The organism is Massilia sp. CF038 (genome assembly GCF_900129765.1).
Lineage (GTDB): Bacteria > Pseudomonadota > Gammaproteobacteria > Burkholderiales > Burkholderiaceae_D > Telluria_A.
Genome location: NZ_FQWU01000001.1, coordinates 927969 through 941679, shown reverse-complemented (window position 1 = coordinate 941679; position 13711 = coordinate 927969). Strand labels below are relative to the sequence as shown.

Sequence of the window (13711 nt, the reverse complement as noted above, 5' to 3'; positions counted from 1 at the left end):
AATTCGGACAAGTGGTATAGGCCCCCGCCTTCGCGAGGGCGATGTAGTGGATTGCGTCTCCTACCAGTGTTATGATCCGCGCAACAAATCCCGCGCGGAGCGTACATGATCGAGTTTCAATCCCTGACCCGCGCCTACGGCGCATTCGAAGCCGTCAAGCCGCTCACGCTGAGCGTGCCGCGTGGCGAGGTGTTCGGCTTCCTTGGCCCCAATGGCGCCGGCAAGACCACCACCATCCGCATGATGATGGGCATCCTCGCTCCCAGCGGCGGCCAGGTTCTGATTGACGGCTTCGACTGCCACCGCGAAGCCACCGAAGTCAAACGCCGCGTCGGCTACCTGCCGGATAATCCCATCTTCTACGACTTCTTGCGCGGCCGCGAGATCCTCCAGTTCGTCGCTGAAATGCATGGCTTCAGCCGCGCTGACGCGGCCGCGCGCGCCGCCCGCCTGCTGACAGAACTGGGCCTGGACGACGTCACCGAGGAATTCGCCGTCAACTATTCAATGGGCATGAAGAAGAAGCTGGGCCTGGCCTGCGCCCTAATCCACGACCCGGTCGTGCTGATTCTCGATGAACCGATCAACGGCCTCGATCCGCGCGCCTCGCGCGACGTGCAGGAACGCCTGGTGAGTGCCGCTGCCAAAGGCACCACCATCTTTGTCTCGACCCACCTGCTGGACATGGCCGAAAAGCTGTGCGACCGGGTTGGCATCATTCACCACGGCGCGCTCGTTGCCACCGGCTCGCTGGACGACGTCCGCGCCAGCGCTGCCAGCGATGGCTCGCTGGAGGACGTGTTCCTCAAGATTACCGACGACGCTGCCGCGAGCGCGCCATGATGCAAGCCAGTCCGACACGCGCCATCTGGCTGCTCGCGCGCGTGCGCCTGCAACGCCTTGGCAACATCGTCTCGCGCGCCCGTTTCGGCCGCAAAAAAGATGGCAAAAGCCGCCAGGCGACCCCCGCCAAACAGCGCGTGGGCTGGCTGCTCACTGGCTTGATCGTGATGGCCATGCTGATCTCGCTCGGCTTCATGGCGCGCAGTTCGGCCGTCAACGCGCAATGCCTGCTGGTGCCGCACAGTCAGTGCCAGGTACTGGGCAAGGACAAGCGCGAACGCTATCATGCCGACGAGGTGGCGCTGCAAGAACTGCAGCAAGGACCATTCGATCCCGCCGTGGCGCGCGCCCTCACCATGCAAATATCACTGCTGATGTTGCTCAGCATTCTGCTGCCGCTGAGCACGCGCGAGCTGGCGCAGGCAGACTGGGATCTGGAGTGGCTGGTGACACTGCCGGTTAAGCGCAGCACCCTGCTGTGGGGCCGCATTCTGGAACGCACCGTGGCCAATCCGACGGGATGGTTGTTCATGCTGGCGCCGATTACCATGGTCGCCTGGCTGTCGGGCTATCGCTGGGCTGCACTGCCGATTGCGGTGGTCAGCGCCTTGCTGCTGCTCCCGCTGGCCGCCATGTTACGCACCTTGATCGATACCGGATTGCGTATGTGGCTGCCGCCATCGCAGCTACGCAACTTGCAAGCAATGTGCACCCTGGCCAGCATGCCACTGATGTACATGGCGATTGGCCTCAGCTCCATGCACGCCGGCTCGCCCGTCCATACGATGGCGCAGCACTTTCCCGCGTGGGCCGGCTGGCTGGCGCCGGGCCTGGTGCTGCAACTTATCAATGGTGGCGGCTGGTTCAAGGCCGCCTTGCTGCTGGCCCAGGTGGGGCTGCCACTCTGGCTTGGCATGCGCCTGCTGCACTACCAACTGCGCAATGGCGTCGTGGGCGACGGTCCGCGCGAATCCGCGCGCCGCAAGGCGCCGCCTGGCGCGCGCAGCAGCCTGTTGCAGCGTGTGCTGCCCGCTTCCCCCGTCATGCGGCGGGAGTTGCGTTTGCTCTCGCGCGACCGCAACTTCCTGATCCAGAGCCTGCTGCTGCCAGTGATTATCTTCGGCAGTCAGTTGCTGTTTACCGGTAGTCCAGATGCGGTCATGGAAATCCTGGGCAGTCCGCGCTTCCTCGCCATCACCGCGTTCGGCATTGGCTCGTACATGTTGATGCTGTCGGCATTCCAGACCCTGAACAATGAGGGAAAGTCGCTGTGGATTTTATATACGCTGCCCACCTCGATTGACCAGGTGCTGCGCCAGAAGGCGCAGTTCTGGGCCGTACTGGCCCTGCTCTACCCGTTGCTCATGCTCAGTGCAGGCCTGGCGTTCGCCCCTGCCCATGCGGCGCAAACCCTCAGTCTGTTCGCCGTGGTACTGGCTGGGATACCGATTTTTTCTGCGATCGCGGTGGCGTTGGGCGTGTTCGGCTGCGACCCGCTGGCAGAAGACGTGCGCGCCAAGGTCAAGCAAACTTATGTGTATCTGTATCTGATGCTGTCTGGGCTTTACGGCACGGCCATCGGCATCCAGCTGTGGTCGCAAAAACTGGTCCTGATCGTGCTCATGGCGGCATTTGCCATGGCGCTCTGGCAGAAGGCGCACGACCAGCTGCCCTTCCTGCTTGACCCTTCAATGGCGCCGCCGGCGCGCGTTTCCACTGCCGACGGCATGATCGCGGCGATGCTGTTCTTTTTACTGCAGGCGGGCCTCATGCTGGCCATGCGCAAGCTCGCTATCACCGGCACTGCCGAAAGCCTGGTGATCGCGTTTTCGCTGGCCGGGCTGGTGGTGTACTGTCTGATGCGGCTGCTGTATCTGCTGAAGAAGACAAGCGGGGTACCAGCGCTGTTCGCGGGCAGTGCGGCGCGTACGCTGGGCTGGGGTGCCGGCGCCGGCCTGGCGGCGGCTGGCTGCGCACTCGCTTATCTGTTTGGCCTGGCCACGTTTGCTGACGCCGACAATGCTGGCAGCACGACGCTGCTGGCGCCGTATTCGCTGTTCGTGCTGACCGTGATTCTGGCGCCGCTGTTTGAAGAATTTATTTTCCGCGGCCTGATTTTCGCCGGCATGCGCCGTTCAACGGGATTGCTGCCCAGCGTTGCTTTGAGCGCGGCGCTGTTTGCCATCGTTCACCCGCCCGTATCAATGCTGCCCGTGTTCGGACTGGGTGTGGCGACGGCGCTGGCATATGATCGTACCCGTTCCCTGCTGGCCGCCATGCTGGTGCACGCCATTTACAACGGCGCCGTGCTGGCCTTCCAGCTCTGGGCCTGATTACCAGCTGGAGAACGGCTGTTTGATCAGATTTGAATTGAAGTAGCGGCGGTCGTGGGTGACTTCCTCGCCGATCCAGTGCGGCTTGGTGAACGCCTGCGACTCGGATGCCAGTTCGATTTCGGCGAATGCCAGTCCCTGATTGGCGCCCAAAAACTCGTCCACTTCCCACACGTTCCCGTCGAAGGGAATACGGCGCCGGTACTTCTCGATCAGCGGCTGCTGGCACAGGCGGTCCAGCAGGTCGGCCGCGTCGGCCAATGGAATCGGATACTCCCACTCGGCGCGGGTGGCCCCAACGCTGCGTCCCTTGATGGTGAGCGTGGCGCCCTGCCCTTCGATCCGCACCCGCACCGTGCGCTCCGGGTCCGACGACAGGTATCCCTGGCGCAGCAGGACCGGTTCGCCGAGCGCGCGCCAGTCCTCGCCCACGAGCAGGAACTTGCGTTCGATCTCGACGCCCATGCTTAGTCCAGCGAGCTCAGAATCGGCTGCAGAATCGCGCGGCCCAATTCGCTGCTGCGCGCACCGTTCCAACCAGTGTAGGCATCAGGCAGGTTGGCATTGTCCTTGAACGGCATTTCCAGCGTCAGCGACAGGCACTTGAAGGTGTGGCCAATGTACTTGGACGCGAGCGTGAGCATGTCTTCGTTGTACTTGCTGGCGGCGTAGCCATACACGTTCTGGAAGTCGGGGCTGGCCGCCATGTACTGGTCGACAAAGGCTTTCTGGCGCGCCGCGCGCTCGGGCGTGAAGTCGGCCAGCATTTCGTTCCCTGCCACGAAGTTGTAGGGCAAGGCTTCGTCGCCGTGAATGTCGAAGAACATGTCGCAGCCGACTTCGTGGATCTTGTTTTTCACGCACAGCACTTCAGGACTGCGCTCGGCCGATGGCGTCATCCATTCGCGATTGAGGTTGGCGCCTGCCGCATTGGTGCGCAGGTTGCCCCGTACCGAACCGTCCGGGTTCATGTTTGGCACCACGTAGAACACGGCGCGCTGCAGCAGCTTGCGCGCGACCGGGTTGGCATTGTCGAGCAAGGCGTCAAGCATGCCTTCGACGAACCACTCGGCCATGGTTTCGCCCGGATGCTGGCGCGCGATGACCCAGATTTTCTTTTCCGCGGCGGGATTGCCGACCACGACCAGATTCATGTCGCGCCCGTCGACCGAGCTGCCGATGTCGTGCACGCGCGCGATGGGATTGTCGGCCACTTCGCCCAGCAGGCGCAGATGGCGCTCCCACGAGTAGGGCTCGAAGTAGGCGTAATAGACGCTGTCAAGTTCCGGGGTATGGCTGACGGTCATGACCTGGCCGTCGAAGGTAGTGGGCACGCGGAACCAGTTCTCGGTGTCGTAGCTGGCTGCCACCTGGTAGTCTTCGTAGCCCTTGGCGTAGGTGGCCTGGCCGGCGTTCAGGAAGCGGATTTTGCAGTCCTGGCCGCGTGCGCCCTGCAGGCGGAAATGGAACCACTGATGAATGTCGGCGTGCGAATCTTTGCGCAGATTCAGGTCGATGTGCTGGGCGCTGTCGGCCTGCACCACCTCGATGGCTCCGGAATCGAATTGCTGGCTGATTTTGATTGGCATGCTGTCCTCGTGTCAGTGGTTTCACAAAGACAGCATGATAACCCAGCAGGACTCAGAATATGCCCAGGTCCATCAGGTCGCCACGGTAATTTTCCAGGAACTGGCGCAGCAACTCAATGTTGTTGCGGTTGAGCAGCACGACCAGCTCTTCCCGTGAAAACATCTCGAAGTGCATGCGCAGCGCGTTCGGGAATTCCTTGCATTGCAGCGTATCGACGCGCGGCGTGGCCACATCATCCCAGTCTTGCGGTTCCACCACGGGCGGCGGCGGGGGTGGCGTCAGGTTCGGGTCCTGGTTCACCGGCAAGTGATTGAGCAGCCAGAACACGATATGGGCAGGCAGGAAGAAACAGGCATCTTTACCTGCTGCAAAGGACATTTTAACCAGCAGCAGATTGCCCACCGGGTCGCATGACAGGGTCATGCTCTTGACTTCACGAACGACAGCTTGCTTTGCCACGGTATGCCTCAGGGAGTTAAAAACGCGCAACGATTTTACCCCAAGCGGCAGGGCTCGCACAAAAAAGCGGGAAGCCCCTGCGCTTCCCGCCCGATCGCAGCTTAGCGCTTGGACGAACCCTTCTTGCCGCCGCTATCGTCGCTGCTGCCGCCCTGCTTGTTACCACTCTGCTTGCCGACGCGCGTGCTGGCCTGATCCGACTGACGGTTGCCGTGACTCATGCTGCCAGCGCGGCGCGCCTCTTCGGATGTAAATTCGTGCGCGGTGCCCTTCTCGTGCGCCGCCTTGCCGCCTTCGCTGGCAATTTCCCGCTGACGCTCCGGATCCATCGAAGCGAAACCGCGATTGCTGGTACCGCTGCCCGACTGTTTGTTGCCTTCCTTGCTGCCCTGCTTGCTCGCTGCCATGGTCATCTCCTTGTGCTGGTGCCCAAGCCCTCCCGGGCCAGACCATGTTAGGCAGAGCTGCACAGCAGTGCTATAGGACGGAAACAGGCAGCCTTGTAGGAGAACAGGCGCGAAAAATTTCGATCCCGCAAGTTAGCCACTACTGGTATTGAACACTGGGTGTGCGTCCTACACTGGCACGCTCCGTGTTCCGATGCAAAGGCTGAGCGGGCAAGCGCATCATGAACTTTCTGGCAGCGCCAACAGCGTCGCCACCGAATGACTTCTACAAGGAGACAGATCATGAATTCGAACCAACGCAGCGAAGGCAACAACCAGTCCAGCAACGGCGCCAACGAAAAAGACACCTCGTCGGGCCGCACCACGGCCGACAAGGGCAATCTGGACCAATCGCAACAGTCGGGCACGCTGGGCGGCTCGCAGCAGGGTGGCCGTCAGCAGCAGGATCAGCAAATAGATCAGCAAAGCACCGACCGTAGCGGCTCCCAGACCGGCAACGTGCAGCAAGGTGGCCAGGGCCAGCGCCAGTCGAATGATCTGGCGGGCGGGCTGCCAAAAAGCCCAGGCGGAAAAAACCTGGCAGCGGACCAGAAAATGGACGATGACACCGGCTTGTCCAACATCGCAAACCGCCAGTCGGCCCAGCAGGATCAAGGCAGCCGCCAGATGGAGCAAAGCAATGTCGGACGCCGTGACGACTTGACGCCCGACTAATGAACGCTTGGTGGCTACATTAGGTGGTGCAAGAAGAAAGGCCCGGGAAACCGGGCCTTTTGTTATTTTTCCACGCTGTTTTCGTATGACATCGCCGCCAATGCGCCAGCTCTGACGGGAAACACCGGCGGGCGCGGCGAGGTCGCCTCCCATCCGTACAAGAAGGTGCAGGCGGCGCCGCACATGCGGCCCTGGCACGGTCCCATTCCTACCCGGGTCTGGAGCTTGGCTGCACGCCAGCTGGCGTGCGCGGCCAGTTCGCCGGCACGCACATCTTCGCAGCGGCAGACAATGGTCGAGGGCTGACACGTTTTGCGCATCGCGGCAGGCGCGGGAAACGTCGACGCCAGCAGCGCGCCGAAGGCAAGCGCGCGTTCACGGGCCTGCACGTCGGCGCGGCTTGCCGTGAAACCGGCTGCGGCCAGTCCGGCAATGCGCCCTTCCGCCAGCGCTTTATCGACACCGCCGATGCCGGTCGATTCACCAGCTGCCCAGACACCAGCCACACTGGTCGCCTGCGCCGCGTCGACGGTGACCTTGCCATTGTCGATGGCGCAGCCGAACAGCGCCGCGCTTTCCGGCGCAGGCACCAGGCCAAAGCCACAGGCGAGGAAATCGCAATCGATGATGCGCTCGCGTCCCTTGTGCAGCAGCTGTACGGCGCCGAGTTTGTCGCTGCCGCTGGCTGCCTGCACAATGGCGCCGTGCAGGAAAGGCACGCCACGCAGGCGCGCAAACAAACCGATTGCCTGCGCCAGCTTGGCTTGATGGCGTAGTGCCAGTTTGCCAGCAAAGGCAGCCAGTGCGCGCGTATCACGGTATTCGGCGATCGCTGCCAGGGTGCCACCGCTCTTCAGCACCGTATCGGCAGCAGCCAGTAGCAGCGGACCGCTGCCGGCCACCACGACGCGCTGTCCTTCGACTGGCATGCCAGCCTTGATCAGCGCCTGTATTGCGCCGGCGCCGGTCACGCCTGGCAGGGTCCATCCCGGAAATGGCAACAGCAATTCGCGCGCGCCGCTGCAAACGATCACGCGCTCCCATGCCTGCACCTGCGTTTGTTCGCCCTGCACCAGCAGCAGCTGGCCGGGTCCGGCCACGGCAACAACGCGGGTGGTAAAGCGCATTTGCACGCCGGGGCGCGCTTTCAGGGCATCCCACAAGGCGTGGGCACGCCGATCTTGCCAGCGCTTGGCACCACCGCGCCAGATCTGGCCGCCCGGCTCCGGATTTTCGTCGATCAGAATGACGCGCTGCCCGTTGCGCGATGCTGCCTCGGCCGCGGCCAGCCCGGCCGGGCCTGCGCCCAGAATCAACAGGGGCGTCATGCGGCGTCTCCGGTGGCGATCACCATGCCGTCCTGGCAGCGCTCCTGGCATGCCAGCCGGTGCGCGCGGCCGTCAATCGTGACGCGGCACTCCTGGCACTGCCCCATGCCGCACAGCGCAAAGCGTGCTTCGCCCGAGACGGAGCGGCGGGTGCACATGCGCCCGGCGAGCATCAACGCGCCAATCACGCTGATGCCGGCGTCGACCCGCAGCGCCAGGCCATCAATTGTTACGGTCACCTGGTCAGAGGACATGCTGCATTTCTCTCATCGATGTAAAGCGCGAAGGCAGATAGGGCGCGGCGTCGAGCGGCGCCGCACGGCCCGTGAGCTGCGCCGCCAGCAAAGCGGCCGTGCCGAACGAGGTGGTCACGCCCAGGCCTTCGTGGCCGCAGGCAAGCCACACATCCTTGCGCGCCGGATGCGGACCAATCAGGGGACGGCCGTCGGGCGTGGCCGGACGCATGCCGGTCCAGGCGCGCACCACGTGCATGTTGGCCAGGCGCGGCAGCAGCGCGATGGCGCTGCGCAGCACTTGTGCCAGAACGGCCGGGTCCACCTCCAGGCTCTCCTGGCGGTCCTGGCGGCAGGAGCCGACCAGCCATTGGCCGGTGGCGCGGGGCTGCACGTTGGCCGCGACACTGAGCGCGTCCTCCCCTGGCGCCGGCTGACCATAATTCATGCTGACCACTTGATGGTTCAGCGTATTGGGATAGCGGTCGGTAATGGCCAGGTGGCCTTTGCGGCCAAACACGGGAATCTCGGGCATGAGCGCTGCCGCCTGGACGCCAGCGGCAAGCACGATGCGCCCCGCTGCCAGCAGCGTGCCGTTGGCCAGCGTGACGCTGCCCTGGCCAATACTGATCACGCGCTGGCCGGCATGCAGCTCGCCTCCCTTTGCCACCAATTGGCGCGCCAGAAAATCGGCCACCGCGGGCGGATAGACCACGCTGTCGCCACTCACGCGCACGCCGCCGCACAGGCCGCGCCGCAAGGCCGGTTCCAGGTGACGCAACTGGTCGCCGCCAACCGCATCGGCGCCATAGCCGCGCGCGCTGAGGCGCTGCGCGCGCAGATGCGCCTCTTGCAGCTGGTGTTCGTTCTCGGCTACCCACAGGGTGCCGCACGGGCTGGGGTCGCCCACGCCCGGATGGCGCGCACAGAACTGGCGCCACATGCGCAAGGAGAGCAGACACAGGTCAAGTTCGTCCTCGCTTTCGTCAAGCGCGACCAGGTGCCCCATGCCGGCCGCTGTCACGCCGGACCCGGGTGAGGCCGCGTCGACCAGCGCCACATCCAGTCCTTCGTCGCGCAGGGCGAGCGCGCAAGCAGCGCCGACGATGCCGGCACCGATCACGAGAACGTCGTACGCGCGTGTCACTTAAGCGAACGAAGGCAGCTTCGGACGCGTTTCAAGCGCGGCGCGGATGGTGCGTTCGGCGCGGGCGCGCTGTTCGCCGTCGAGCGGCATTCGCGGTGCCCGCACACGTTCGTTCGAGCCGATGGCCAGCGCTTCGGCCAGCTTGATGTTCTGCACCAGGTAGGACGATACGTCCAGGTCCAGCAAAGGACGGAACCAGCGGTAAATCTCCAGCGCTTCGCGCTGACGCCCTTCCTGCATCAGGCGGTAGATGGCCACCGTCTCTTTGGGAAAAGCGACCACCAGGCCCGCTACCCAACCAACCGCGCCGACAGCGAGCGCTTCGAACGCCAGGTTGTCAACGCCGGTGAACAGCGCATAGCGTCCGCCGAGGCGGTTGATGATTTCGGTGCTGCGGCGAATATCGTCGGACGACTCTTTCACCGCCACGAAACGGGGATCGTCGGCCAGCTCTTCGAGCATGTCGGTGGTGACGTCAACCCGGTACGCCAGGCGGTTCGAATAGATCATGATGGGCAGGTCGCCCGCTGCGGCCACCGCGCGCAGGGTGGCCACGGTTTCGCGGTGGTTGGTGTGGTAGATCGTGCTGGGCACAACCATCAGACCGTCGGCCCCGGCACGCGCTGCCTTTTCGGCCAGCGCGCAAGCGTCGCGGGTGGCTGCTTCGGCCACGGTCAGCAGGGCCGGGCGCGAACCGGTGGTCTGCTTGGCCAGGCGCAGCACATCCAGGCGCTCGCCATGCGACAGCATCGGGCCTTCGCCAAGCGAGCCACAGGCGATCAGTCCGTCGCATCCGGCATCCATCTGCAAACCGAAGCAACGCTCCATTTCTGCAAAATCAAGACTGCCGTCTTCGTTGAATTTTGTTGTTACCGCTGGAATCACGCCGTGCCACATGGTTATTACCTTTTCAGGGTTTCGGGAAGGTTTCAGAATAGACCCGCGAGGGGGCCCGGTCTTGATCGGCGGACTAGTCGCCGGGGCAGAAATCGGCACAATTGTTTTTTACGGCCATTTCCCGCTTTATACTGGTCGAATAACACATAAAAGGAGAACCCGAACATGGACATGAGCGCGCTGCTTCCCGCACGAAATGGGATTCGCACCGTCGATTTTCCGGCCCTGGAATCATTGTTCGATGCCCTGAACGACGTTGCCTTCTTTATCAAGGACCGCGAAGGCCGCTATGTCAGCGTTAATAATACGCTGGTCCGGCGCTGCGGTCTGCGCAATAAAGAAGACATGATTGGCAAGACCGTGCTCGAAGTCCATCCGCGCCCTCTGGCCCTGACGTATATCGAGCAGGACCGGCAAGTGATCGACAGTGGTATCGCCCTCTCCAAGCATCTGGAATTGCACTTGTACCCTACCCGCAGCCGTGGCTGGTGCCTGACGCACAAGATTCCCCTGCGCGACGACAGCGGGGCCATTGTCGGACTGGCCGGCACGTCCCAGGATCTGGGCCTGGCGGATGACTTGCACCCGGTGTACCGCAAGATTGCCGCGATTGCCCAGCACATTCGTGAAAACTACAGCGGCAATGTCTGCATGGAAGATCTGGCGGCGAGCGAAGGGCTATCCCTGTCGCGGGTCGAACGCCTGTTCCAGCGGGTATTTCATTACTCCCCACGCCAGTTACTGCTGCAGTCGCGCCTGGCCGGCGCCATGAGCATGATCGAAGGCGGCACCGAGCAAAGCATTGCTGAAATCGCCTACGCCTGCGGCTATACCGATCACAGCGCCTTCAGCCGCCAGTTCAAGGCCCACACAGGTATGAGTCCGGTGCAGTTTCGCGCCCACTGCCGCAGCCAGGCCATGTAAGCAAACTCAGCCGTGCACGGGCTTTTCGCCTGCCTGGCTATAATGAATCTTGTTAAATTGATAGCGAGAATCTTATGCGGACGTGGCAGAAAACATGGCTGGGTGTGACTGCCGGCGCGCTGGTACTGGGCTCGATTGTCGCCTGCTCGCCGCTGGGCACGCTGAACGCCTTGTCGCCCGGAAAGGCGTTGCTGGCCCAGGAAAACGTGGCATATGGAAGCAATGCGCGTCACCGGCTCGATATCTACCGCCCCGAACACGCCAGCGGGCCCGCGCCCGTGGTGGTGTTTTTCTTTGGTGGCAACTGGACCACGGGTGAGCGCGAAGGCTACGCCTTTGTTGGCCGTGCGCTTGCCTCACGCGGCTATGTGGTGGTGATCCCCGACTACCGCCTTTATCCCGAGGTGCGCTACCCGGAATTTCTGGACGATTCCGCCCAGGCTGTGGCATGGACCGCGCGCGAAATCAGCCGCTACGGTGGCGACCCGAAGCGCTTGTTTGTGATGGGCCACAGCGCTGGCGCCTATAACGCGGCCATGGTGGCCCTGGACCCCAAATACCTGGCTAGGCAACACATGCAAACGACCGAACTGCGTGGCTGGATCGGCCTGGCTGGACCCTACGACTTCATGCCGATTGAAAATCCCACCACCCGGCCGGTGTTTCATTTCCCGGACACCCCACCGGACTCGCAACCGATCAACCATGCGGACAAGAACACGCCGCCAGCGTTGCTCATTGCCGCCAACAAGGACAAGTTGGTCAATCCGCAGCGCAATACCGGCCACTTGGCCAGCAAGCTGCGCGAGAATGGCGTGCCGGTCCAGGAAATCTATTACGACGGCGTCAGCCACACCACGCTGGTGGCGTCGATCGCCGCCCCCTTGCGCTCCCTTGCTCCGACCCTGGATGCGGTCAGCAAGTTCATTGATGCCGATGGTGGACGCCAGCCCTGATTGACCAAACGCAGGCGCGGGAGCTAAGTCAGCTTCCGCCATGTCAAACGGGGCATGGACAAACGACACCAGCGCATGGCTTCGGATTTATGGCAGGTCGTGGCGCTGTACCGCTGGCGCATTGCGCTGGCCATGGTGTGCCTGGTCATTGCCAAGGTGGCGACGGTCGCCGTGCCCCTGGTGCTCAAACGCATTATCGACGGCTTCTCGCAGCCGCATGCGCTGGCGGCCATCCCCATCTATCTGCTGGCAGGCTACGCCCTGCTGCGTTTTCTCAGCACCCTGTTTAATGAACTGCGCGACCTGATCTTTGCCCGCGTCACCCTGCACACGGTGTCGCGTTACGCGCAAAAAACCTTTGCCCACCTGCACGCCCTGAGCGCCAGTTTTCATGCGCAGCGCCAACTGGGTGGTTTGCTGCCCGATATCGACCGCGGCACCAATGGCATTGCCTTCCTGCTGGGGGTGGGCCTGTTTACCATCGTGCCGACGCTGATCGAAATTGGCCTGGTGCTGGCCGTCATGCTGAGCCGGTACAGTGGCTGGTACTCGGCCATCATTGTGCTGATGTTCCTGTTCTACGCTGGCTTTACCCTGGTCTTTACTGCGCGCCGCGTGATTTACCAAAGCCGCGTGAACAAGCTCGATACCGGCGCCAAAAGCCAGCTTGCCGACAGTCTCATCAACTACGACACCATTAAATACTTCACCAATGAAGCACTGGAGGAAAGCCGTTTTCAAGCGCTGATGGGGCGCTGGCGCGAGGCGGGCATGGGCAACCAGCGCGCTCTGTTCACTTTGCACGTGGGGCAAAGCGCCGTCATCGGACTGGGCGTGGCCGCCATCATGCTGCTGGCAGGGCGCGATGTGTGGGCAGGACGCATGCGGGTGGGCGATCTGGTTCTGATCAACGCTTACGCCCTGCAAGTTTGTCTGCCGCTCAATGCGCTGGGCTTTGTCTACCGCGAAGCGCGGGACGCCTGGGTCAATGCCGAAAAACTGTTCCAGCTGCTGCGCGAGCAACCCCAGATACCGGACCTGCCCAGCCTGCCCCGCCTGCACACGCGCCACGGCGAAGTAGTCTTCGAACACGTCAGTTTTCACTACGACCCATCCCGTCCGATCTTGCAGGACGTCAGTTTTTCCATTCCACCCGGTCAAACCGTGGCCGTGGTCGGGCGCAGCGGGTCTGGCAAATCCACCCTGGCGCGGTTGCTGCTGCGCCTCTACGATCCCGTGGCCGGCCGCATTCTAATTGACGGTCAACCCATCAGTGCGCTCAGCCCCGGCAGTGTGCGCGCCGCCATTGGCGTGGTGCCGCAAGAGACGGTCCTGTTTAACGACACGGTCGGCTACAACATTGCCTACGGCCGCGTCGGCAGCAGCCGGGACGAGGTCATTGCCGCCTGCAAGGCAGCGCACGTGCACGAGCTGATTGCCTCGCTGCCGCAGCAGTACGAGACGGCGGTGGGCGAGCGCGGCGTCAAGATGTCCGGCGGCGAAAAGCAGCGCATTGCCATCGCGCGTGCCATTCTGAAAAATCCACCCATCCTCATTTTTGACGAGGCGACGTCGGCACTTGATTCAGATTCAGAGCACGCGATCCAGCAGGAACTCGACCGCTTGTCACGCAATCGAACCACTCTCATCATCGCGCACCGGCTATCGACCATTGTCGGTGCGCACGACATCATCGTGATGGACCGCGGCCGCATCGTTGAACGCGGCAACCACCAGGCTTTATTGCGCAAGCAAGGCATGTACGCGCACCTGTGGCTGCTGCAACAACGGCGCGATGCGCCTCCTTAGGAGATACACATGAAGGCAAGGTCAGCAGCGTCCCTTCTCACCGCCAGCGCCAGCGCGCGGTCCTGCGCCTG

14 protein-coding genes are annotated in these 13711 nt (G+C 62.9%); 6 read left to right on the top strand and 8 right to left on the bottom strand.

The window, feature by feature from the left end; all coding sequences use genetic code 11:
* The first annotated feature begins 105 nt into the window (after positions 1-105).
* Both BUC24_RS04270 and BUC24_RS04265 read left to right on the top strand, forming a co-directional pair.
* Positions 106-843 (top strand): ABC transporter ATP-binding protein, encoded by a 738-nt coding sequence (locus BUC24_RS04270; RefSeq protein WP_073212870.1) that lies wholly within the window; start codon positions 106-108, stop codon positions 841-843.
* Complete coding sequence (locus tag BUC24_RS04265) at positions 840-3176, top strand: CPBP family intramembrane glutamic endopeptidase (RefSeq protein ID WP_073212869.1); 2337 nt, start codon at positions 840-842, stop codon at positions 3174-3176. Before BUC24_RS04270 ends, BUC24_RS04265 begins: the two co-directional genes overlap by 4 nt.
* On the opposite strand, the gene BUC24_RS04260 is transcribed toward BUC24_RS04265, so the two are convergent.
* The 4 genes from BUC24_RS04260 to BUC24_RS04245 all read right to left on the bottom strand — a co-directional run bounded on the left by BUC24_RS04260 (position 3177) and on the right by BUC24_RS04245 (position 5632).
* The gene (locus tag BUC24_RS04260) at positions 3177-3641 is read right to left on the bottom strand and encodes a CYTH domain-containing protein (protein WP_073212868.1); all 465 of its coding nucleotides are present in this window, start codon (positions 3639-3641) and stop codon (positions 3177-3179) included.
* Positions 3642-3643: 2 nt separating this feature from the next.
* Positions 3644-4765 carry a M14 family metallopeptidase gene (locus BUC24_RS04255; protein ID WP_073212867.1) on the bottom strand — a complete coding sequence of 374 codons (1122 nt, stop codon included), beginning with the start codon at positions 4763-4765 and terminating at the stop codon, positions 3644-3646.
* Positions 4766-4817: 52 nt separating this feature from the next.
* On the bottom strand, positions 4818-5225 hold the full coding sequence (locus tag BUC24_RS04250) for a hypothetical protein (protein WP_229448025.1): 408 nt from the start codon (positions 5223-5225) through the stop codon (positions 4818-4820).
* Between the two features lie 101 nt (positions 5226-5326).
* Positions 5327-5632, bottom strand: coding sequence for a KGG domain-containing protein (locus BUC24_RS04245; protein WP_073212865.1), 306 nt, complete (start codon positions 5630-5632; stop codon positions 5327-5329).
* Between the two features lie 282 nt (positions 5633-5914).
* Between BUC24_RS04245 and BUC24_RS04240 the strand changes: the two genes are divergently transcribed.
* Positions 5915-6346 carry a hypothetical protein gene (locus tag BUC24_RS04240; RefSeq protein ID WP_073212864.1) on the top strand — a complete coding sequence of 144 codons (432 nt, stop codon included), beginning with the start codon at positions 5915-5917 and terminating at the stop codon, positions 6344-6346.
* Between the two features lie 62 nt (positions 6347-6408).
* Here the strand turns inward: BUC24_RS04240 and BUC24_RS04235 are convergent, their stop codons facing one another.
* The 4 genes from BUC24_RS04235 to BUC24_RS04220 are packed head-to-tail and all read right to left on the bottom strand — an operon-like array spanning position 6409 to position 9951.
* Positions 6409-7674, bottom strand: a complete 1266-nt coding sequence (locus BUC24_RS04235; RefSeq protein WP_073212863.1) for an NAD(P)/FAD-dependent oxidoreductase — start codon at positions 7672-7674, stop codon at positions 6409-6411.
* On the bottom strand, positions 7671-7928 hold the full coding sequence (locus BUC24_RS04230) for a (2Fe-2S)-binding protein (RefSeq protein WP_073212862.1): 258 nt from the start codon (positions 7926-7928) through the stop codon (positions 7671-7673). The genes BUC24_RS04235 and BUC24_RS04230 overlap by 4 nt, the downstream gene beginning before the upstream one ends.
* Positions 7918-9054 carry an NAD(P)/FAD-dependent oxidoreductase gene (locus BUC24_RS04225; protein ID WP_073212861.1) on the bottom strand — a complete coding sequence of 379 codons (1137 nt, stop codon included), beginning with the start codon at positions 9052-9054 and terminating at the stop codon, positions 7918-7920. The genes BUC24_RS04230 and BUC24_RS04225 overlap by 11 nt, the downstream gene beginning before the upstream one ends.
* Positions 9055-9951 (bottom strand): dihydrodipicolinate synthase family protein, encoded by an 897-nt coding sequence (locus BUC24_RS04220; RefSeq protein ID WP_073212860.1) that lies wholly within the window; start codon positions 9949-9951, stop codon positions 9055-9057. It abuts the gene before it with no gap.
* Between the two features lie 171 nt (positions 9952-10122).
* Between BUC24_RS04220 and BUC24_RS04215 the strand changes: the two genes are divergently transcribed.
* From BUC24_RS04215 to BUC24_RS04205, 3 genes are all read left to right on the top strand, one after another.
* Positions 10123-10875 (top strand): AraC family transcriptional regulator, encoded by a 753-nt coding sequence (locus tag BUC24_RS04215; protein ID WP_229448022.1) that lies wholly within the window; start codon positions 10123-10125, stop codon positions 10873-10875.
* A gap of 74 nt (positions 10876-10949) precedes the next feature.
* Positions 10950-11831: an alpha/beta hydrolase gene (locus BUC24_RS04210; RefSeq protein WP_073212858.1), complete on the top strand. Its 882-nt coding sequence runs from the start codon at positions 10950-10952 to the stop codon at positions 11829-11831.
* 54 nt (positions 11832-11885) lie between these two features.
* Positions 11886-13640 carry an ABCB family ABC transporter ATP-binding protein/permease gene (locus BUC24_RS04205; RefSeq protein WP_073212857.1) on the top strand — a complete coding sequence of 585 codons (1755 nt, stop codon included), beginning with the start codon at positions 11886-11888 and terminating at the stop codon, positions 13638-13640.
* Positions 13641-13711 lie beyond the last annotated feature (71 nt).